This window comes from Streptomyces sp. NPDC033136 (assembly GCF_055578235.1).
Map to the genome: position 1 here is coordinate 209421 of NZ_JBVIPD010000006.1, position 18560 is coordinate 227980.

Sequence of the window (18560 nt, forward strand, 5' to 3'; positions counted from 1 at the left end):
CGTCCGGCCGATAGGGTCGACGACCGTGGCGAACAAGAACATCCCCGACCCCGGCTTCTCCGACGACGACGGCTCGGCCGACCCCCGGCTCAGTGCGGCCCTCGCCGCCTGGTCCGGGGACCGCGGCGCCGTGGGCCCGGTCCTCGACGCCCTCAAGGGCGCCCGCCTGCTGGTCCCCGTCGTGGCCGTGCTGGGCGAGGTCGAGGAGGACGAGCGGGGACTGCGCCGCGAGAAGACCAGCGACATGGCCGTACCGACCCTGAAGGCCGGGAACCGCACCGCCCTCCCCGCCTTCACCTCCACGGACTCCCTCGCCCGCTGGGACCCGGAGGCACGCCCCGTCGCCGTACCGCTGCACCAGGCGCTCCAGGCCGCCGCGCACGAGAAGGCGGACACGATCGTGCTGGACATGGCCGGACCCGTGCCGTTCGAGCTGACCGGTCCCGCGCTGCTCGCCCTCGCGGAGGGCCGCGCCACCGCCGACCCGCTCGCCGACCCGGCCGTCGTCACGGCCGTACGCGACGCCGTGGCCGCCGAGCCCGCCGTCCTGCGCGCCCACCTCGGGCCAGGCCGGGCCGACGGCACCCTCGCCCTGGTCCTGGACCCCTCGGCGGCTCCCGCCGAGGCCGCCCGGGCGGTCGCCCAGCGGCTCGCCGCCGACGAAACACTGAGGGCCCGCCTGGTCCGCGGCCTCGACCTGGCACTGCTGCCGGCCGAGGCGGCGCCACCGGGCGAGCCCCTGTACGTGCGCTGAGATCCGGGCTAGCCGTAGACCGGGCCCGTGTACTTCTCACCCGGGCCCTGCCCCGGCTCGTCCGGGACGAGCGAGGCCTCGCGGAACGCCAGCTGGAGCGACTTCAGGCCGTCGCGCAGGGGCGCCGCGTGGAACGAGCTGATCTCGGTGGCGGTCGCGTCCAGCAGGCCGGCCAGGGCGTGCACCAGCTTGCGGGCCTCGTCCAGGTCCTTGTGCTTCTCGCCCTCCTCGGTCAGACCGAGCTTCACGGCGGCGGCGCTCATCAGGTTGACGGCGACCGTCACGATCACCTCGACCGCCGGGACCTCGGCGATGTCGCGGGCCATGGCGTCGAAGTCGGGGGACTCAGGAGGGGTCTCACTCATGCCCCACACGATAGGCGCAGGACCGACCCGTGCCGCACCAGGGCCCGGGGCGTCCCCATTAGCCCTTGACGGCCATTGCTGGTAACCTCGTGTAACGACCGGTCGGACCCGTATGCCTCACGGCCCGCGAGCCCGGCCCACAAGTGGAGGCTTTCGAACTCCCACCCAGCTGCCCCCAGGGCGGCGGGTCACCGGTCAGACGGTCCCGTCCCACCGGCGGCGATCCGTCCGAAATCGCGCCCCGCGGCTCTCGCGGCGGTGCTCCGGTAGTTCGAGGAGCCCCGCCTGGGAATCGTCCGGGGCATTTTTTCTGCTTCGGCGCGGTTAGGTCTATCGAACACAGACGTTACGCGGCCGTCCGCCAGACCGTCGCGTGGTGCTACCGAGGAGGATCCATCAGCGCCGAGCCCCGCATCAACGACCGGATTCGCGTTCCCGAGGTGCGACTTGTCGGTCCCAGTGGCGAGCAGGTGGGCATCGTCCCCCTGGCCAAGGCACTGGAGCTTGCGCAGGAGTACGACCTGGACCTGGTCGAGGTCGCGGCGAACGCCCGTCCGCCCGTGTGCAAGCTCATGGACTACGGGAAGTTCAAGTACGAGTCGGCCATGAAGGCCCGTGAGGCGCGCAAGAACCAGGCGCACACGGTCATCAAGGAGATGAAGCTCCGGCCGAAGATCGACCCGCACGACTATGACACCAAGAAGGGTCACGTCGTTCGGTTCCTCAAGCAGGGCGACAAGGTCAAGATCACGATCATGTTCCGTGGTCGCGAGCAGTCCCGGCCCGAGCTGGGCTACCGGCTGCTCCAGCGGCTCGCGGAGGACGTCGCAGACCTCGGGTTCGTCGAGTCGAACCCGAAGCAGGACGGCCGCAACATGATCATGGTTCTCGGTCCGCACAAGAAGAAGACCGAGGCGATGGCCGAGGCTCGTCAGGCGCAGGAGGCCCGCAAGGCGGAAGCGAAGGCCAACCCCGGCCGCTCGCAGAACGCCGCGGACGCCGACGCGGACGTCGAGGCACCGGCCGAGGAGCCCGCCGAGGCGTGACCCCCGGGACGCCAGTCCCAGGAAGCAACCGAAACAAGACGACGCTCCAACCGTGCCCGGTTTCGCGACCGGGCACCGGAGCGCCACCGACGAGGAGAGTACGGCGCTATGCCGAAGAACAAGTCGCACAGCGGTGCCAGCAAGCGCTTCAAGATCACCGGCTCCGGCAAGGTGCTGCGCGAGCGCGCCGGCAAGCGCCACCTGCTCGAGCACAAGTCGTCCCGTGTGACGCGTCGCCTCACCGGCAACGCCGAGATGGCCCCGGGCGACGCCGCGAAGATCAAGAAGCTTCTCGGCAAGTGACGTCCCGGCGCGTGAGCGCCGCACGCACGTCAGACCGGGAACCCCATCGATTTCGGGTCGTGTGAGTACCACCCACGGCCCCGCTACAAGGAGTTAACAAGTGGCACGCGTCAAGCGGGCAGTCAACGCCCACAAGAAGCGCCGGGCGATCCTCGAGCAGGCCTCCGGCTACCGCGGTCAGCGCTCGCGCCTGTACCGCAAGGCCAAGGAGCAGGTCACCCACTCGCTGGTCTACAACTACAACGACCGCAAGAAGCGCAAGGGTGACTTCCGCCAGCTGTGGATCCAGCGCATCAACGCCGCTGCCCGCGCCAACGGCATGACCTACAACCGCTTCATCCAGGGTCTGAAGGCCGCGAACGTCGAGGTCGACCGCAAGATCCTGGCCGAGCTGGCCGTCAACGACGCCGGCGCGTTCGCCGCGCTCGTCGAGGTCGCCCAGAAGGCGCTGCCGAGCGACGTCAACGCCCCCAAGGCGGCCTGACGCCGGCTCCGAGCCGATGTGACGGAAGGACCCGCAGGCCGGACGGTCTGCGGGTCCTGCTGTGCAGCCAGCCACTGAGAAAGCGAACGCGATGCCCCCCGCCACCCCCGAGCTCGTCTCCCCCCGCTCCCCGCGCGTCACCGCCGCCCGGCGGCTGGCCAAGCGGAACTTCCGGGGAAAGGAGCGGCTGTTCCTCGCGGAAGGGCCGCAGGCCGTGCGGGAGGCGGCCGGGCACCGGGCCGGCGGCGCGGCCACGCTCGTGGAGCTCTTCGCGACGCCGGAGGCCGCCGAGCGGTACGCCGGCATCGTGGGGGCGGCCCGGGACGCCGGTGCCCGGGTGCACCTCGCCGCCGAGCAGGTCATCGCCGACATCTCCACCACGGTCACCCCGCAGGGCCTCGTCGGCGTCTGCCGCTTCCTGGACACGCCCTTCGCGGAGGTCCTCGCGGCGCGCCCCCGGCTCGTCGCCCTCCTCGCCAACGTCCGCGACCCCGGCAACGCCGGGACCGTGCTGCGCTGCGCCGACGCCGCAGGCGCCGAGGCCGTCGTGCTGACCGACGCCTCCGTCGACGTGTACAACCCCAAGGCCGTCCGCGCATCCGTCGGCTCCCTGTTCCACCTGCCCGTCGCCGTCGGCGTCCCCGTGGAGCACGCCGTCGACGGGCTGCGTGCCGCCGGTGTCCGGGTCCTCGCGGCCGACGGGGCGGGCGAGTGCGACCTCGATGACGAGCTCGACCAGGGCACCATGGGCGGGCCCACCGCCTGGGTCTTCGGGAACGAGGCCTGGGGGCTGCCGGAGGAGACCCGCGCCCTCACCGACGCCGTCGTCCGCGTCCCGATCCACGGGAAGGCCGAGAGCCTGAACCTCGCCACGGCCGCGGCCGTATGTCTCTATGCGTCGGCGCGTGCACAGCGCGCCGCCGGAGGGTGCCGCTCCGTCACCGGGAACTAGTAGGGTGACCAGCTCAGGGACCCCTCTGCGGAGCCTTGGAGGTGGGGTACGGGGATGAGTGTCGGCACGAGCAGCGCACCGGGAGCCCGGAACGCCGGGAGCCCGCCCGCCGTGTCCCGGCCACCCGGTGATCCCGCAGACCTCGGCGCAGACCTCGGCATCGACCCCGACATGCTGCCCGACGGGCTCGTCGTCGCCGACGAGCAGGGCCGCGTCATCTGCTTCAACGCCGCCGCCGAGCGCATCACCGCCGTGCGCGCCCGGGACGCCCTCGGGCAGCCGCTGGAGAAGGCCCTGCCGTTAGAGGACCTGGAGGGCCGCCGCTGGTGGCAGCTGACCGACCCCTACGGCGGCCTCGCCATCCGCGTGGGGCAGCCCGAGCGCAACCTCCTCCTCCCCGGCGGACGCGAGGTCCTGGTCTCCGCGCGCTACGTCCGCACCCGGCCCACCGGACCCGTCCGGCGCCTGGTCGTCACCTTGCGCGACACCGAGGCCCGCCGCCGCACCGAGCGCAGCCACGCCGAGCTGATCGCCACCGTCGCCCACGAGCTGCGCTCCCCGCTCACCTCCGTCAAGGGCTTCACCGCCACGCTGCTCGCCAAGTGGGAACGCTTCACCGACGACCAGAAGCGGCTGATGCTGGAGACCGTCGACGCCGACGCCGACCGCGTCACCCGGCTCATCGCCGAGCTGCTCGACATCTCCCGGATCGACTCCGGCCGGCTGGAGGTGCGGCGCCAGCCCGTCGACATGGGCGCCGCCGTGGGACGGCACATCCAGGCCTACGTCGCCGCTGGGCAGCCCGCCGACCGGTTCCTGCTGCGCGTCCAGCAGCCGCTGCCCGACCTGTGGGCCGACCCCGACAAGATCGACCAGGTGCTCAGCAACCTGCTGGAAAACGCCGTGCGGCACGGCGAGGGAACTGTCACGATCGACATCACGGCCACGGCGTCCCTCCGCGAGGGCGAGTACGCCGAGAACGCGGCCACGTCGGTCACGGTGAGCGACGAGGGGCCCGGCATCCCGGAGGAGTCCATGAACCGCGTCTTCACCCGCTTCTGGCGGGGCAGCAAGCGCGGCGGCACCGGCCTCGGGCTCTACATCGTCAAGGGCATCGTCGAGGCCCACGGCGGCGCCATCACGGTCGGCCGCGCCCCCGGCGCGGGCGCCGAGTTCCGATTTACGTTGCCCGTGGCGGCTCCGGCGTATCTCGCCTGAGGACCACGGGCGCATTCGTATACCTCCACCCCGTTAGACTCGGCCCTTGGCACCTTTGTGTCCCGCAGACGGCCATCGGAGTCGGTGACGGGGACCATCAGCCAGCCAACCGGAAGCACGGGAAGAGATGTCGGCACCGAATAAGTCGTACGACCCTGTCGAGGTCGAGACGTTGAAACCGGAAGAGATCGAGCGCATGCGGGACGAGGCGCTCGCCGCCTTCGCCGCCGCGGACTCCCTCGACGCGCTCCACGAGGCCAAGGTCGCCCACACCGGCCCCGCCTCCCCGCTGGCTCTCGCCAACCGCGAGATCGGCGCCCTGCCCCCGCACGCCAAGGCCGAGGCCGGCAAACGCGTCGGCCAGGCCCGCGGCGCCGTCAACAAGGGCCTCGCGGCCCGCCAGACGGAGCTCGAGGCCGAGCGGGACGCGCGCGTGCTCGTCGAGGAGGCGGTGGACGTCACACTGCCCTACGACCGCGTACCGTCCGGCGCCCGGCACCCGCTCACCACCATGATGGAGCGGGTCGCGGACGTCTTCGTGGCCATGGGCTACGAGGTCGCCGAGGGGCCGGAGGCCGAGGCGGAGTGGTTCAACTTCGACGCGCTCAACTTCCTGCCCGACCACCCGGCGCGGCAGATGCAGGACACCTTCTTCGTGCAGGGCCCGAAGGGCACCGAGGAGTCCGGGTCCGGCGTCGTCCTGCGCACCCACACCTCCCCGGTGCAGGCGCGCGCCCTGCTCGACCGTGAGCTGCCGGTGTACATCGTCTGCCCCGGCCGGGTGTTCCGCACCGACGAGCTGGACGCCACGCACACGCCGGTCTTCCACCAGATCGAGCTGCTCGCGGTGGACGAGGGCCTGACGATGGCCGACCTCAAGGGCACCCTGGACCACATGGTCCAGTCGCTGTTCGGCGCGGACATGAAGACCCGGCTGCGGCCGAACTACTTCCCGTTCACCGAGCCGAGCGCCGAGATGGACATGCTCTGCTACGTCTGCAAGGGCGAGTCCATCGGCAACCCCGACCAGCCCTGCCGCACCTGCTCGTCCGAGGGCTGGATCGAGCTCGGCGGCTGCGGCATGGTCAACCCGCGCGTGCTGCGGGCCTGCGGTGTCGACCCGGAGAGGTACAGCGGCTTCGCCTTCGGGTTCGGCATCGAGCGGATGCTGATGTTCCGCCACAACGTCGAGGACATGCGAGACATGGTCGAGGGTGACGTCCGGTTCACCCGGCCGTTCGGGATGGAGATCTGATGCGGGTCCCGCTTTCTTGGCTGCGGGAGTACGTCGACCTGCCGGCGACGGAGACCGGCCGGGACGTCCAGGCCAAGCTCATTTCGGCCGGTCTGGAGGTCGAGACCGTCGAGCACCTCGGCGCCGACCTCGAGGGGCCGCTGGCCGTCGGCCAGGTGCTGACCATCGAGGAGCTGACGGAGTTCAAGAAGCCGATCCGCTTCTGCACCGTCGACGTCGGGCAGGCCAACGGTACGGGCGAGCCCCAGGAGATCGTCTGCGGCGCCCGGAACTTCGCCGTCGGCGACAAGGTCGTCGTGGCCCTGCCCGGGGCCGTCCTGCCCGGTGACTTCCAGATCGCCGAGCGCAAGACCTACGGCAAGATGTCCCGCGGCATGATCTGCTCCAGCGACGAGCTGAGCATGGGCGACGACGGCACCAAGGGCATCATCGTGCTGCCGCCGGAGACCGAGGTCGGCAGGGACGCCGTCGAGCTGCTGGAGCTGGTCGACGAGGTCCTCGACATCGCCGTCACGCCCGACCGCGGCTACTGCCTGTCCATCCGCGGCGTCGCCCGCGAGACCGCCATCGCCTACGGCCTGCCGCTGCGCGACCCGGCGCTGCTCGACGTGCCCGGCCCGAACGCGTACGGCTACCCGGTGCGGATCTCCGACCCCACCGGCTGCGACCGCTTCACCGCCCGCACGGTGACCGGTCTGAGCGCCGAGGCCCGCTCCCCGATCTGGCTCCAGCGCCGGCTGCAGAAGGTCGGCATGCGCCCGATCTCGCTCGCCGTCGACGTCACCAACTACGTGATGACGGAGCTCGGCCAGCCGCTGCACGCCTACGACCGGGGCCTCGTCCAGGGCACGATCGGCGTGCGCCGGGCCGAGCCGGGCGAGAAGCTCACCACCCTCGACGGCGTCGAGCGCACGCTGGACGCCGAGGACCTGGTGATCACCGACGACCGCGGGCCGATCGGGCTCGCCGGCGTCATGGGCGGCGCCAACACGGAGATCGCCGACCTCCCCCAAGCTCTCGACTCCGCTCGAGCAGGGGGGACCCCCATCGACACCGAGAACGCCACGGCGGACGTCGTGATCGAGGCAGCGCACTTCGACGCGGTGTCGATCGCGCGCACCGCCCGCCGCCACAAGCTGTCCTCCGAGGCGTCCCGGCGCTTCGAGCGCGGCGTCGACCCGCAGGCCGCCGCTGCCGCCGCGCAGCGCACGGTGGACCTGCTGGTCCTGCTGGCGGGAGGCACCGCCGAGGCCGGGGTCACCGAGGTCCTCGCGCCGACCGCGCCGCGCACCATCACCATCCCGGCCGACCACCCGGACAAGGTCGCGGGCGTCGCGTACGGCCGCGAGACCGTCGTACGGCGGCTCCAGGAGATCGGCTGCGACGTGTACGGGCAGGACGAGCTGATCGTCACCGTGCCGTCCTGGCGGCCCGACCTCACCGACCCGAACGACCTGGCCGAAGAGGTCATCCGGCTGGAGGGCTACGAGAACCTGCCCTCCACGCTGCCCAAGCCCCCGGCGGGCCTCGGCCTGACCGACCGGCAGCGGCTGCACCGCCGTGTCGGCCGCGCCCTGGCCGGTGCCGGATACGTCGAGGCGCTGAACTACCCGTTCATCGGCGAGCAGGTCTTCGACCAGCTCGGCCTCGAGGCAGACGACCCCGCCCGCCGTGTCGTGAAGCTCAGCAACCCGCTGAGCGACGAGGAGCCGGCGCTGCGCACGACGCTGCTGCCGGGTCTGCTCGCCGCCCTGCGGCGCAACGACGGCCGGGGCTCGCACGACCTCGCGCTGTTCGAGTCCGGTCTGGTCTTCAAGCCGCGCGAGGAGCAGCGGATCGCCGCGGTGCTGCCCGTCGACGGCCGCCCGACCGACGAGGAGCTCGCCGAGCTGAACGCCGCGCTGCCCGAGCAGCCGCGGCACGTCGCCGTCGTGCTCGCCGGTGCGCGTGAGCAGGCCGGCTGGTGGGGCAAGGGCCGTCCGGCGGACTGGGCCGACGCGGTCGAGGCGGCGCGGTCCGTCGCGCGTGAGGCCGGCGCCGAGCTTGTCATCCGCAAGGGGCAGTACGGGCCGTGGCACCCGGGCCGGTGCGCCGAACTGGTCGTCACCGTGGACGGTGCCGAGCGGGTCGTGGGGCACGCGGGCGAGCTGCACCCGCGGGTCGTGAAGGCCCTGGGGCTGCCCGCGCGTACCTGTGCGACGGAGATCGACCTGGACGCGGTGGAGGCGGCCGGTGACGCCACGGCGGCGGCGCCGCGGATCTCCACGTTCCCCGTCGCCACCCAGGACGTCGCCCTGGTCGTCGACGCGTTCGTGCCGGCGGCGGACGTCGAGGCGGCCCTGCGCGACGGAGCCGGTGAGCTGCTGGAGTCGATCCGGCTGTTCGATGTGTACGAGAACGCCGAGCAGTTGGGGGAGGGGCGGAAGTCCCTCGCGTACGCGTTGCGGTTCCGGGCCGCTGACCGGACCCTGACCGTGGACGAGGCGTCGGCGGCGCGGGACGCGGCCGTTGCTCTTGCCGGTGAGCGTGTGGGCGCCGCTTTGCGGAGCTAGTGCCGCGACAGGCAACGTTCGCCCCGTCGCGATGCCCGGCACGCTCCCCCAAGCTCTTCGAGCAGGGGGGACCCCCACTCGCCGCACCGGCCGAAAGCCCAGGTACATCCAGTACGAGGACTTCCGGCCGGCACGCCGAGAGCACGCACCGGACGCCGCTCCTTGACGGGCAAACGTTGCCTGCCGCGGCACCAGCGTCGTGGGGCTGCGCGGAGGTGCCGGCTGCGGACTCGTTGTGGCTGGTCGCGCAGTTCCCCGCGCCCCGGGACTGGGGACACCTCACTCGTTTGAGTGGTAAAGGTAGGCAACCCTGCCCTTTCGGGTGGGCTGTCGACAGAATCGGACCAGCCTCTTCGGGCCGGTCCGATTCTGTGTGTCAGGGCCTACTGGGGGGCCATCGGCATGATCCGCATCAGGGGTCGGGTGCGCAGCCTCGGTCTGCCCAGGGCCGAGCCGTCCGCCCCGCCACGGAGTGTCGGGCAGGCAGCCGGGCGGACGGCGGGAGCGGGCCGCCGCACTGTACGAGGGGGAGCCGACGGCCCGGCCGGCCTCTTTCGAGGCAAGTCAGTCAACCGGCCGACGACTCTCAGCGACAGCGCGCACACAGCACGGATTCGGGCACTCCGTTCACACCCCGTGTGAAGGCGAACCCACTACCCTGACCGCACCGAGCCACCCGGGGGGCCCACATGCAGCCCAACACTCTGCTCGACGCGATCCTGGACGAGGCGGGGATCTCGCACGCGGGGCTGGCCGCACACGTGAACCAGGCGGGACGGGCACGCGGCCTGTCCCTGAGGTACGAACACACCGCCGTCGCACGCTGGCTGAAGGGGCAGCGCCCCCGGGGCCAGGTGCCCGACCTGATCTGCGAGGTGCTCGCGTCCCGGCTGCGGCGGCAGGTCACCCTCGACGACATCGGACTCGGCGTACCCGGCGAGCCGTCCGCACCGCACACCGGCTCGCTGTCCGGGTTCGTCGAGCGGGCCACCGCCCTGTGGCGCTCCGATCAGCAGCAGCGCCCGCACATCCTGGGGGCGCCCGCCCTCACCGGCACACCCGCCGTCATGCCGGTGTGGGAATGGGAGAACCCGCCCGAGGACGTGGACGTCTCCCGGGGCGGCAGACACCGGGTCACCCCGGGCGACCTGGAGATGCTGCGGGCCGCCCGTACGCACTACGAGCAGATGTACCGCAAGGCCGGGGGCATCGCGACACGGGCCCGGATCGTCGGCTTCCTCAACTCCGAGGCCGCGCCGCTGCTGCGCGGCAGCTACACCGACCGGACCGGCCGCCAACTGCACCGCGCCACGGGCGGACTGGTGGCGGTGGCCGGCATCTGCGCGTACGACTCGGACGCGCACGGGCTCGCCCAGCGCTACTTCCACCAGGCGCTGCGGCTCGCGAAGGCCAGCGGGGACCGGGGGCTCGGGGCGTATGTGATCGCCCTGCTGGTCAACCAGTCGCTGTTCATGCGGGAGTACCGGCAGGCGGTCGCCTTCGCGGAGGCCGCGCTGCGGGCCGCCGGGAAGCACATCACCCCGGCGCTCGCCTCCGACCTGTACGCGATGCAGGCCAAGGCGTACGCGCATCTCGGCGACGGCAGCAGCGCCCTGTCCTGCATCCGGCGGGCCGAGCAGGCCGCCGAGCGCATCCGGCGCGGGTACGAGCCCGACGAGACCGGCTATGTGCAGCCGGGGCTGGTCAACGTCCAGGTGGCGGAGGCGCTGCTGAGCCTCGGGGAGATCGCGGCCGCCGGGGAGCATGCCGCTGCGGCCGTCGACAACCCCGCGCACGACCGCGGCCGGGTGCACCGGCTGGCGATGCTCAGCACCATCGAGCTGCGGCAGGGCAACGCCGACAAGGCGGTGGTCATCGCCGTGCAGATGGCCGAGCAGGCCCGGGGCATGGAGTCCCAGCGGCTGCGCGACCGGCTGCGCGCGGTGCGGGAGCACCTGGTGCGCAACGGGTGCGCCGGCACGTCCGAGGCCGCCGAACTCATCGACGGGGCACTGCGCGTACCGTTGTAGATCCGGGCAGCGGCGCCCGTGTCGCACCGAGCCGCTTCCTGTGCGCCTGCTGTCCCTCCGTCCCTGCTGCGATATTGCCACTTACTCGACGGAAGGTGGCAGAACCGTGCAGTGGACGAAACGCAACGAGCAAACTGTGTACTCAAACCGCTGGTTCAGCGTCAATCTCGCGGATGTCGAACTGCCGGACGGCCGGCACCTCGACCACTTCCTGATACGGCTGCGGCCCGTTGCCGTGGCCACGGTCGTCAACGAGGCCAACGAGGTGCTGCTGCTCTGGCGGCACCGCTTCATCACCGACAGCTGGGGGTGGGAACTCGCGGCGGGGGTGGTCGAGGACGGCGAGGACATCGCCCGTGCGGCCGCCAGGGAACTGGAGGAGGAGACCGGCTGGCGGCCGGGACCCCTGCACCACCTCATGAGCGTCGAGCCGTCCAACGGGCTCACCGACGCCCGGCACCACGTGTACTGGGCCGACCAGGGCGAGTACGTCGGGCACCCCGTGGACGACTTCGAGTCGGACCGCCGGGAGTGGGTGCCCCTCAAGCTCGTCCCCGACATGGTCGCCCGCGGCGAGGTCCCGGCCGCCAACATGGCGGCCGCGTTACTTCTGCTGCACCATCTCAGGCTCGGTCAGGACACGCTGCCCTGAGTCAGTGTCCCAGCGCCTGCCAGATCGCCACGACGAGGGCACCCACGGCGGTGAGGGCGGCGACCGCGGGCAGCGGCCAGCGCGCGTGTTCGAGTGTGTGGATCCGGGTGTTGAGCTCGTCCAGTTCCTTGGCGGTCTCCTCGGTGCGGTGGCTGAGCAGAGCCAGTCCGCCCTCGACGCGGGCGTACGCCACATCGAGGCGGCGTCGTAACTCTGCGAGTTCTCCGTGGACGACGGGATGCTCGGGATCGGCAGTCACGTGTCCGCTCCTTTCCGTAGTCGTTTCACATCCCTTGCCTGCGCTGAGGAGTCAACTCGCCTGGTGGGCGCCTGGGGAGAGTGTGCGTAGGGCATATGCGGGCCCGGCGCGCACACGGTGTGTGAATGCCGTGGGCCCGGCACCATCTCAGGTGCCGGGCCCGCGACTTGGCCGAAACCTGACCGTCCGTAACCGGCTGCGGGGGTACCCGGGGTGCCATGACGAAGTGGCAGAAGAACGCGGCGTACGCGCTGGCGTTCTACGCGCTGTTGGTCGTGGTGTTCCGGTTCTCCCCCGGCGGAGAGGGGTGGGGCACGGCGCTGCTGCTCGCTCTCGTGGCCACCCCGCTCGCCCTCTGGATGGGCTGGCTGCGCCGCCGCCTCAACGAGCAGGCGGCGGAATGGGGACGCCGCCGGTTCCGGCCGTGGCCGGAGGAGCGGCGGCGTTGAGGTGTCGGCCGTACCGGGGCGGTCAGCCGTACGTGTAGAAGCCCGAGCCCGTCTTGCGGCCCAGCCGGCCCGCGTCGACCATGCGCTGGAGCAGCGGGGGAGCGGCGTACAGCGGCTCCTTGTACTCCTCGTACATGGACTGGGCCACCGAGGCGACCGTGTCCAGGCCGATGAGGTCGGAGAGCTTCAGCGGGCCCATCGGGTGGGCACAGCCCATCTCCATGCCGTTGTCGATGTCCTCGCGGCTCGCGATGCCCGTCTCGAACATCCGGATCGCGGAGAGCAGGTACGGGATCAGCAGCGCGTTGACCACGAAGCCGGAGCGGTCCTGGGCACGGATCGCGTGCTTGCCGAGCAGCTTCTCGGTGAAGAGCTGGGCACGGCCGATCGTGACCTCGGACGTGGTGAGCGCCGGGATCAGCTCGACGAGGTTCTGGACCGGGGCCGGGTTGAAGAAGTGGATGCCGATGACCTGGTCGGGCCGCGAGGTCGCCACCGCCAGCTTCACCAGCGGGATCGAGGACGTATTGGAGGCCAGGATGGCGTCCGGCCGGGTCACGACCTGGTCCAGCACCTGGAAGATCTCGGTCTTGACCTGCTCGTTCTCGACGACGGCCTCGATCACCAGGTCACGGTCGGCGAATTCGCCGAGGTCCGTGGTGAAGCTCAGGCGGGCCAGCGTGGCCTCCCGCTCCTCCTCGGTGATCTTGCCACGCTCGGCTGCCTTGGCCAGGGAGGTGAACAGCCGGGTGCGGCCGATCTCCAGGGCTTCGCCGGTGGTCTCGGCGACCATGACGTCCAGGCCGGCCCGGGCGCACACCTCGGCGATCCCCGCGCCCATCTGACCGCAGCCCACGACTCCGACGCGTGCAATGTCTCCCGCTGGGGTCTCCGTCACATCGTCCCTTTCGCTGCTGATCCACGACCGGGCAGGACGGCCGGGTCCCGGCGCCTGCTCCGTTCGTGCACGTTACTCCCAAGTATCGATGATCGATCGCGGGGGTGGCGTTCGCGTCGGGCATGCTGGGCCCGGAGCGATCCGCGACCGGGCGGGTCCGCGGCTTTTTGGGGCATGCGGATGGGACGAGTGTCACGCAGGGCGTTCGCGGTGGCGGCGCTGTCGGCCTTCACGATGATGCCTTCGGCGTCGGCCGCGCCCGGACGGAAGGGCGGGGCGCCGGCCGCCGAGATGCGGGGTGTGTGGCTCGCGACCGTGGCCAACCGCGACTGGCCGTCGAAGGCGGGGCTGACCGCCTCGCAGCAGCGCGCCGAGCTGCTCACCCATCTCGACACGGCGGTCCGCAACCGGCTCAACACCGTGTTCTTCCAGGTCCGGCCGACGGCGGACGCCCTGTGGCCCTCGCCGTACGAGCCGTGGTCGCACGTCCTCACGGGCACCCAGGGCAAGGACCCGGGCTGGGACCCGCTGGGCACGGCCGTGGAAGAGGCTCACGCCAGGGGGCTGCAGCTGCACGCCTGGTTCAATCCGTACCGGGTGGCGGCCCACGCCGACCCGGCCCGGCTCGCCTCCTCCCACCCCGCCCGCAGGAACCCGGACTGGGTGGTGACGTACGGCGGCAAGCTCTACTACGACCCGGGGCTGCCCGAGGTCCGCGCCTTCGTCGAGGACGCGATGCTCGACGCGGTGGCGAAGTACCCCGTGGACGGTGTCCACTTCGACGACTACTTCTACCCGTACCCGGTGGCGGGACAGACCTTCGACGACGGCGACACCTACGCCGAGCACGGCGGCGGCTTCCCGGACCGGGCCGCGTGGCGGCGGGACAACATCGACCGGCTGGTGCGCGAGACGGCGGACCGCATCAAGGAGGCCCGGCCGGGCGCCCGCTTCGGCATCAGCCCGTTCGGCGTATGGCGCAACGCCGCCACCGACCCGCTCGGCTCGGACACCCGGGCCGGCGTGGAGACGTACGACGATCTGCACGCGGACACCAGGAAGTGGGTCCGGGAGGGCTGGATCGACTACATCGTCCCGCAGCTGTACTGGAACATCGGCTTCGCCGCCGCCGACTACGCCAAGCTGGTGCCCTGGTGGGCGGAGGTCGCGCGCGGCAGCTCGACGCAGCTCTACGTGGGGGAGGCGCTGTACAAGGCCGGCGACCCGGCGCAGCCCGCGGCCTGGCAGGAAGCGGCCGAGCTGTCCCGGCACCTGACGCTGGCCGGGGAGCACGCGCAGGTGCGCGGGCACGTCTTCTTCGCCGCCAGGGACGTGGCGGCCGACCGGATCGGGGCGATGGCGCGGGTGGTCGCCGACCACTACAGGCAGCCGGCTCCACCCCCGCGCTGAATCACGGCGGCCCGGTGGGCCGCGTCAGGGCCCGGTGGTGGTTTCCCGGTGCCGGATCTCGGTGTCGGGCCCCGGGGAGCACACGCCCTCGTGCCCGTCCTCGAACCGGACGCGGTACGGGGGGCCGCCTTCCTGGCCGAGCACTTCGACGATCTCGCCGACCTTGTCGTGCTGACCGACCACCCTGCCGTGCTGGACAAGCTGGTCGCCCACGGTTGCGCGCATCTGGGGCCTCCTCACGATGGGCGGGAGCAGCGGTCCGTGGCCTTGAGCCTACGGCGGGGCCGCCTGTGGGCAGGGGCCGTGCGCCGTCCCGCTCAGCCGCGGGCCCGCTGTGTGACGGCGATGCAGACCAGCACCGCCGCGGCCGTCAGGGGGGCGGCCACCGTCAGGTGCTCGCCCAGCAGCAGCACCGACCACACCAGTGTGAGCAGGGGCTGGGCGAGCTGCAACTGGCTGGCCCTGGGGATGCCGATGGCCGCCATGCCCCGGTACCAGAGGACCAGCCCGGCGAACTGGGAGCCGGCCGCGACCCACAGCAGCCCGGTGACGCTGTGCGCGGTGAGCCGTACGGGTTCCTGCGCCAGGGCGAACAGGGCGACGGGGACGGTCAGCGGCAGGCACAGCACCAGCGCCCAGCCGATCACCTGCCAGCCCGGCATGACCCGGGCCAGCCTGCCGCCCTCGGTGTAGCCGGCCGCGCAGACCAGCAGCGCGGCGAAGAGGTAAAGGTCGGCGGTGGTCAGGGCGCCGCCGCTCTGCCGCACGGTGAAGACGGCCACCGCCGCCGCGCCCGCGAGGGCCGCGCACCAGAAGATGCGCGAGGGCCGGGTGCCGACGCGCAGGGCGGAGAAGAGCGCCGTGGTCAGCGGGAGCAGACCGACCACGACGGCGGCGTGCGCGGTGGTCGAGGTCTGCAGCGCGAGCGTGGTGAGCAGCGGGAAGCCGAGGACTACACCGGCCGCGACGACCGCGAGGCCGAACCAGTGGCGGCGGGCGGGCAGCGGCACCCGCAGCGCGAGCAGAGCACCGCCCGCGATCACCGCCGCGAGAACGCTGCGTACGGCGACCAGAGACCAGGGCCCGAAGCCCTCCAGTCCCCACGCGGTGGCGGGGAAGGTGAGGGAGAACGCGATGACGCCGAGGGCTGCCTGGAGGGTGCCGAAGCCGGGGCGGTCCCGGGCCGGGGTGGCGACTGCTATCGAGGATGCGGTAGTAGCGCTACTCTGTGCTCTCATGCATGAGCGTAGCAGTGTCGGTGAACTGGCGGAACGGCTGCGGCGGGAGCTCGACCGCTACTCGCCTGGAGGAAAGCTGCCGTCGAGCCGGGCCCTCGTCGAGCGGTTCCGGGTGAGTCCGGTGACGGTGTCGCGGGCCCTGGCGCAGCTGGCCGCCGAGGGGCTGGTGGTCACCCGGCCCGGCGCCGGTGCCTTCCGCGCACAGGCCCGGACGGCGCCGGCGCCCGCCGGGGACACCTCCTGGCAGGAGGTCGCGCTCAGCGCGGACGGTGCCGCCGACCTCGTACCGCGCTCGGTGGACGCCTCCGGGGTGCTGGTGTCGCTGGCCGCGCCGCCGCCCGGCGTGATCGAGTTCAACGGCGGCTATCTGCACCCGTCGCTGCAGCCGGAGCGGGCGATGGCCGCCGCCCTGTCGCGCGCCGGGCGCCGTCCCGGTGCCTGGGGGCGGCCGCCCATGGAGGGGCTGCCGGAGCTGCGCGAGTGGTTCGCGCGGAGCATCGGCGGGGCCGTCACGGCTGCCGAGGTGCTGGTCACCGCGGGCGGCCAGTCCGCGCTCACCACCGCGCTGCGCGCCCTCGCCCCGCCCGGCGCGCCCGTCCTGGTCGAGTCGCCGACCTACCCCGGCATGCTCGCCATCGCCCGTGCCGCCGGTCTGCGCCCGGTGCCCGTCCCGGTGGACGCCGACGGGGTGAGGCCGGCGCTGCTCGCCGACGCCTTCCGGGCCACCGGTGCCCCGGCCTTCGTCTGCCAGCCGCTCTTCCAGAACCCCACCGGGGCCGTGCTCGCGCCCGGGCGGCGCGCCGAGGTGCTGCGCATCGCCCGCGCCGCGGGCGCGTTCGTCGTCGAGGACGACTTCGTACGGCGGCTCGTGCACGAGGACGCGGGGCCGCTGCCGCGCCCGCTGGCCGCCGACGACCCCGACGGCGTGGTCGTCCACGTCTCCTCGCTCACCAAGGCGACCTCGCCGAGCTTCCGCGTGAGCGCCCTCGCCGCCCGGGGCCCGGTCCTGGAGCGGCTGCGCGCCATCCAGGTGGTCGACACCTTCTTCGTGCCGCGCCCCCTGCAGGAGGCCGCCCTCGAACTCGTCGGCTCGCCCGCCTGGCCGCGTCACCTGCGGGCCGTCTCCGCGGAGCTGAAGGCCCGCCGGGACGCGATGACGTCCGCGCTGGCGCTGCACCTGCCGGCGCCGGCCCTGCCGCACGTCCCGTCCGGCGGCTACCACCTGTGGGCCCGTCTGCCCGACGGAGCGGACGAGCCGGCGCTGGTGTCGGCCGCCCTGCGGGCCGGCGTAGCGGTCACCCCCGGCCGCCCCTACTTCAGCGCGGAGCCGCCGGCCGCGCACATCCGGCTGAGCTTCGCGGCGGTGGCGGGAACCGGGGAGATCGCGGAGGGGGTGCGGCGGCTGCGGACGGCCTGCGACGAGGTGCTGGGATAGCCGCTCGACGCCCTCGCCGCCGTCCTGCGAGCATCGCGCCATGACCGACACGCCGGGCCTGTCCGAGGGCCGCTGGACCCGCTTGACGCGCACGGGCTCCTACGCCCGGCACGGGTTCGCGGCGCTGGAGCGGCCCGAGGAGTGGATGGCGCTCGTCTTCGGCCCGTGAGGGCCGGTGCACCCTGGGTAATTCCCGGACAACACCTCTTGACCTGCGCACTTGCGGCACTCACGATCTCCGCATGCCACTTCGGGTCACGTTCGTCGCCGCCGCGCGCAGCTCTCCGCTGCTCGCCGAACGTTTCGAGGACGACCGGCCGCTGGACCAGGCCGGCTGGGGTGAGGTGGAGCGGGCCGCCCAGGAGTTGCTGCAGCTCGCCGCGGCCGAGCTGCGCTACTGCTCGCCGACCCCGCGCAGCCGGGCGACGGGGGAGGGGCTCGGGTACGCGCCGCTCGTGCAGCTCGGCCTGCGCGACTGCGACATGGGCCGGTGGCGCGGGCTGACCCTGGGCGAGGCGATGGCCCGGGACCCCGAGGCTGTGGACGCCTGGCTCGCCGACCCGCGAGCCACTCCGCACGGCGGGGAGTCGCTGGTGGACTTCATCACCCGCGTCGGCGGCTGGCTGGACACCCGGCCCGTCGAGGACGGCTGCCGGGTGGTGGCGGTGGCCGAGCCGTCCGTGATCCGGGCCGCCCTGGTGTACGCGCTGAAGGCGCCGCCGTCGACGTACTGGAACCTCGACGTCCGCCCGCTGTCGACGACCGCGCTGACCGGCCGGGCGGGCCGGTGGAACCTGCGTTTCGACGGGGCCTGCGCTCAGCCCTCGCGCGCGTAGCCGGTGCGCAGGACGAGGTCCTTGGCGGGACCGCGGACCCGCCACACCGTCGTCCAGTGGTCCGCGTCGCGGACCGCGAACTCGCCGCGGTAGAGGTCCGCCGCGCAGGGGTGCCCGGCGACATGCCGCCCGGATGTCAGATCCAGGTCGTGGAAGGGCCGCCCGTCCGCGAACCGCACGTCCGCCGTGCCGCCCGGGCCGGGCAGGAACCGCAGCGTCCGCTCGGCGGGCCGGGCGACGCCCTGCCAGACGAAGGTGCCGGACTCGTGGTGCAGCAGCCCTCCGGTGTCCTGCGCGTCGAAGAGGGTGCTTCCGGTGAACCCGCCCTCCGCGCCGCTCGCGAGATCCCGCACCGAGCGCGTCACGCGCCACCTCCCGGCCAGATACGCCAGCACGTCCGGCACTGGCCAGAACTCGCCCATCC

At 72.6% G+C, this 18560-nt stretch carries 21 protein-coding genes; 15 read left to right on the forward strand and 6 right to left on the reverse strand.

Translation table 11 applies throughout. The features are described from left to right. Positions 1–25: 25 nt before the first annotated feature. Positions 26–754 (forward strand): SseB family protein, encoded by a 729-nt coding sequence (locus ACZ5TL_RS13810; RefSeq protein WP_468589777.1) that lies wholly within the window; start codon positions 26–28, stop codon positions 752–754. Between the two features lie 8 nt (positions 755–762). Here ACZ5TL_RS13810 and ACZ5TL_RS13815 read toward each other — a convergent pair whose 3' ends face one another. Continuing rightward, the gene (locus ACZ5TL_RS13815) at positions 763–1119 is read right to left on the reverse strand and encodes a DUF1844 domain-containing protein (protein ID WP_062925865.1); all 357 of its coding nucleotides are present in this window, start codon (positions 1117–1119) and stop codon (positions 763–765) included. A gap of 395 nt (positions 1120–1514) precedes the next feature. On the opposite strand from ACZ5TL_RS13815, the gene infC reads away from it, so the two are divergent. From infC to ACZ5TL_RS13860, 9 genes are all read left to right on the forward strand, one after another. After that, on the forward strand, positions 1515–2165 hold the full coding sequence (gene infC, locus ACZ5TL_RS13820) for a translation initiation factor IF-3 (protein WP_468590035.1): 651 nt from the start codon (positions 1515–1517) through the stop codon (positions 2163–2165). Positions 2166–2273: 108 nt separating this feature from the next. After that, positions 2274–2468 carry a 50S ribosomal protein L35 gene (gene rpmI, locus ACZ5TL_RS13825; RefSeq protein ID WP_003977225.1) on the forward strand — a complete coding sequence of 65 codons (195 nt, stop codon included), beginning with the start codon at positions 2274–2276 and terminating at the stop codon, positions 2466–2468. 100 nt (positions 2469–2568) lie between these two features. Then, a complete protein-coding gene (gene rplT, locus ACZ5TL_RS13830) occupies positions 2569–2952 on the forward strand; it encodes a 50S ribosomal protein L20 (RefSeq protein ID WP_003989074.1) in 384 nt (127 codons plus the stop codon). Between the two features lie 91 nt (positions 2953–3043). After that, positions 3044–3904: a TrmH family RNA methyltransferase gene (locus ACZ5TL_RS13835; protein ID WP_468589779.1), complete on the forward strand. Its 861-nt coding sequence runs from the start codon at positions 3044–3046 to the stop codon at positions 3902–3904. A gap of 54 nt (positions 3905–3958) precedes the next feature. Continuing rightward, positions 3959–5122, forward strand: coding sequence for a sensor histidine kinase (locus tag ACZ5TL_RS13840; RefSeq protein WP_468589780.1), 1164 nt, complete (start codon positions 3959–3961; stop codon positions 5120–5122). A 127-nt stretch (positions 5123–5249) separates the two neighbouring features. After that, on the forward strand, positions 5250–6377 hold the full coding sequence (gene pheS, locus ACZ5TL_RS13845; RefSeq protein ID WP_468589781.1) for a phenylalanine--tRNA ligase subunit alpha: 1128 nt from the start codon (positions 5250–5252) through the stop codon (positions 6375–6377). After that, positions 6377–8929: a phenylalanine--tRNA ligase subunit beta gene (locus ACZ5TL_RS13850; RefSeq protein ID WP_468589782.1), complete on the forward strand. Its 2553-nt coding sequence runs from the start codon at positions 6377–6379 to the stop codon at positions 8927–8929. The genes pheS and ACZ5TL_RS13850 overlap by 1 nt, the downstream gene beginning before the upstream one ends. Positions 8930–9618: 689 nt before the next feature. Further along, positions 9619–10959, forward strand: coding sequence for a transcriptional regulator (locus tag ACZ5TL_RS13855; protein ID WP_468589784.1), 1341 nt, complete (start codon positions 9619–9621; stop codon positions 10957–10959). Between the two features lie 106 nt (positions 10960–11065). Next, positions 11066–11611 (forward strand): NUDIX hydrolase, encoded by a 546-nt coding sequence (locus tag ACZ5TL_RS13860; RefSeq protein ID WP_468589785.1) that lies wholly within the window; start codon positions 11066–11068, stop codon positions 11609–11611. A gap of 1 nt (position 11612) precedes the next feature. On the opposite strand, the gene ACZ5TL_RS13865 is transcribed toward ACZ5TL_RS13860, so the two are convergent. Next, the gene (locus tag ACZ5TL_RS13865) at positions 11613–11870 is read right to left on the reverse strand and encodes a hypothetical protein (protein WP_390990759.1); all 258 of its coding nucleotides are present in this window, start codon (positions 11868–11870) and stop codon (positions 11613–11615) included. Between the two features lie 218 nt (positions 11871–12088). Here ACZ5TL_RS13865 and ACZ5TL_RS13870 point away from each other — a divergent pair, with 218 nt between their 5' ends. After that, entirely contained in the window at positions 12089–12319 is a 231-nt protein-coding gene (locus tag ACZ5TL_RS13870; RefSeq protein WP_468589787.1) for a hypothetical protein, read from the forward strand. A gap of 22 nt (positions 12320–12341) precedes the next feature. Here ACZ5TL_RS13870 and ACZ5TL_RS13875 read toward each other — a convergent pair whose 3' ends face one another. Continuing rightward, positions 12342–13217, reverse strand: a complete 876-nt coding sequence (locus tag ACZ5TL_RS13875) for a 3-hydroxybutyryl-CoA dehydrogenase (RefSeq protein WP_468589789.1) — start codon at positions 13215–13217, stop codon at positions 12342–12344. A 180-nt stretch (positions 13218–13397) separates the two neighbouring features. On the opposite strand from ACZ5TL_RS13875, the gene ACZ5TL_RS13880 reads away from it, so the two are divergent. Beyond that, positions 13398–14627, forward strand: coding sequence for a glycoside hydrolase family 10-like protein (locus tag ACZ5TL_RS13880; protein WP_468589790.1), 1230 nt, complete (start codon positions 13398–13400; stop codon positions 14625–14627). Positions 14628–14651: 24 nt separating this feature from the next. Here ACZ5TL_RS13880 and ACZ5TL_RS13885 read toward each other — a convergent pair whose 3' ends face one another. Together ACZ5TL_RS13885 and ACZ5TL_RS13890 are read right to left on the reverse strand one after the other, a co-directional pair. Then, positions 14652–14852, reverse strand: a complete 201-nt coding sequence (locus ACZ5TL_RS13885) for a DUF1918 domain-containing protein (protein ID WP_107458238.1) — start codon at positions 14850–14852, stop codon at positions 14652–14654. Between the two features lie 92 nt (positions 14853–14944). Then, positions 14945–15865, reverse strand: coding sequence for a DMT family transporter (locus ACZ5TL_RS13890; RefSeq protein ID WP_468589792.1), 921 nt, complete (start codon positions 15863–15865; stop codon positions 14945–14947). Here ACZ5TL_RS13890 and ACZ5TL_RS13895 point away from each other — a divergent pair. The 3 genes from ACZ5TL_RS13895 to ACZ5TL_RS13905 all read left to right on the forward strand — a co-directional run bounded on the left by ACZ5TL_RS13895 (position 15864) and on the right by ACZ5TL_RS13905 (position 18136). Further along, positions 15864–17300: an aminotransferase-like domain-containing protein gene (locus tag ACZ5TL_RS13895; RefSeq protein ID WP_468589793.1), complete on the forward strand. Its 1437-nt coding sequence runs from the start codon at positions 15864–15866 to the stop codon at positions 17298–17300. The two genes, ACZ5TL_RS13890 and ACZ5TL_RS13895, sit on opposite strands and share 2 nt — an antisense overlap. A 40-nt stretch (positions 17301–17340) precedes the next feature. Beyond that, positions 17341–17469: a hypothetical protein gene (locus tag ACZ5TL_RS13900; RefSeq protein WP_468589794.1), complete on the forward strand. Its 129-nt coding sequence runs from the start codon at positions 17341–17343 to the stop codon at positions 17467–17469. A 73-nt stretch (positions 17470–17542) separates the two neighbouring features. Further along, positions 17543–18136 (forward strand): histidine phosphatase family protein, encoded by a 594-nt coding sequence (locus ACZ5TL_RS13905; RefSeq protein WP_468589795.1) that lies wholly within the window; start codon positions 17543–17545, stop codon positions 18134–18136. On the opposite strand, the gene ACZ5TL_RS13910 is transcribed toward ACZ5TL_RS13905, so the two are convergent. Continuing rightward, positions 18118–18558: a DUF6314 family protein gene (locus ACZ5TL_RS13910; protein ID WP_468590036.1), complete on the reverse strand. Its 441-nt coding sequence runs from the start codon at positions 18556–18558 to the stop codon at positions 18118–18120. The genes ACZ5TL_RS13905 and ACZ5TL_RS13910 overlap by 19 nt on opposite strands. Positions 18559–18560 lie beyond the last annotated feature (2 nt).

What these genes read in the sequence shown, in the direction of transcription:
- ACZ5TL_RS13840 (WP_468589780.1), top strand. Translation starts at nt 3,959, where the DNA reads ATGAGTGTCGGCACGAGCAGCGCACCGGGAGCCCGGAACGCCGGGAGC.
- ACZ5TL_RS13885 (WP_107458238.1), bottom strand. Translation starts at nt 14,852, where the DNA reads ATGCGCGCAACCGTGGGCGACCAGCTTGTCCAGCACGGCAGGGTGGTC.
- ACZ5TL_RS13870 (WP_468589787.1), top strand. Translation starts at nt 12,089, where the DNA reads ATGACGAAGTGGCAGAAGAACGCGGCGTACGCGCTGGCGTTCTACGCG.
- ACZ5TL_RS13890 (WP_468589792.1), bottom strand. Translation starts at nt 15,865, where the DNA reads ATGAGAGCACAGAGTAGCGCTACTACCGCATCCTCGATAGCAGTCGCC.
- ACZ5TL_RS13815 (WP_062925865.1), bottom strand. Translation starts at nt 1,119, where the DNA reads ATGAGTGAGACCCCTCCTGAGTCCCCCGACTTCGACGCCATGGCCCGC.
- ACZ5TL_RS13900 (WP_468589794.1), top strand. Translation starts at nt 17,341, where the DNA reads ATGACCGACACGCCGGGCCTGTCCGAGGGCCGCTGGACCCGCTTGACG.
- ACZ5TL_RS13895 (WP_468589793.1), top strand. Translation starts at nt 15,864, where the DNA reads ATGCATGAGCGTAGCAGTGTCGGTGAACTGGCGGAACGGCTGCGGCGG.
- pheS (WP_468589781.1), top strand. Translation starts at nt 5,250, where the DNA reads ATGTCGGCACCGAATAAGTCGTACGACCCTGTCGAGGTCGAGACGTTG.
- ACZ5TL_RS13855 (WP_468589784.1), top strand. Translation starts at nt 9,619, where the DNA reads ATGCAGCCCAACACTCTGCTCGACGCGATCCTGGACGAGGCGGGGATC.
- ACZ5TL_RS13880 (WP_468589790.1), top strand. Translation starts at nt 13,398, where the DNA reads ATGGGACGAGTGTCACGCAGGGCGTTCGCGGTGGCGGCGCTGTCGGCC.
- ACZ5TL_RS13850 (WP_468589782.1), top strand. Translation starts at nt 6,377, where the DNA reads ATGCGGGTCCCGCTTTCTTGGCTGCGGGAGTACGTCGACCTGCCGGCG.
- rpmI (WP_003977225.1), top strand. Translation starts at nt 2,274, where the DNA reads ATGCCGAAGAACAAGTCGCACAGCGGTGCCAGCAAGCGCTTCAAGATC.
- ACZ5TL_RS13835 (WP_468589779.1), top strand. Translation starts at nt 3,044, where the DNA reads ATGCCCCCCGCCACCCCCGAGCTCGTCTCCCCCCGCTCCCCGCGCGTC.
- ACZ5TL_RS13910 (WP_468590036.1), bottom strand. Translation starts at nt 18,558, where the DNA reads ATGGGCGAGTTCTGGCCAGTGCCGGACGTGCTGGCGTATCTGGCCGGG.
- ACZ5TL_RS13905 (WP_468589795.1), top strand. Translation starts at nt 17,543, where the DNA reads ATGCCACTTCGGGTCACGTTCGTCGCCGCCGCGCGCAGCTCTCCGCTG.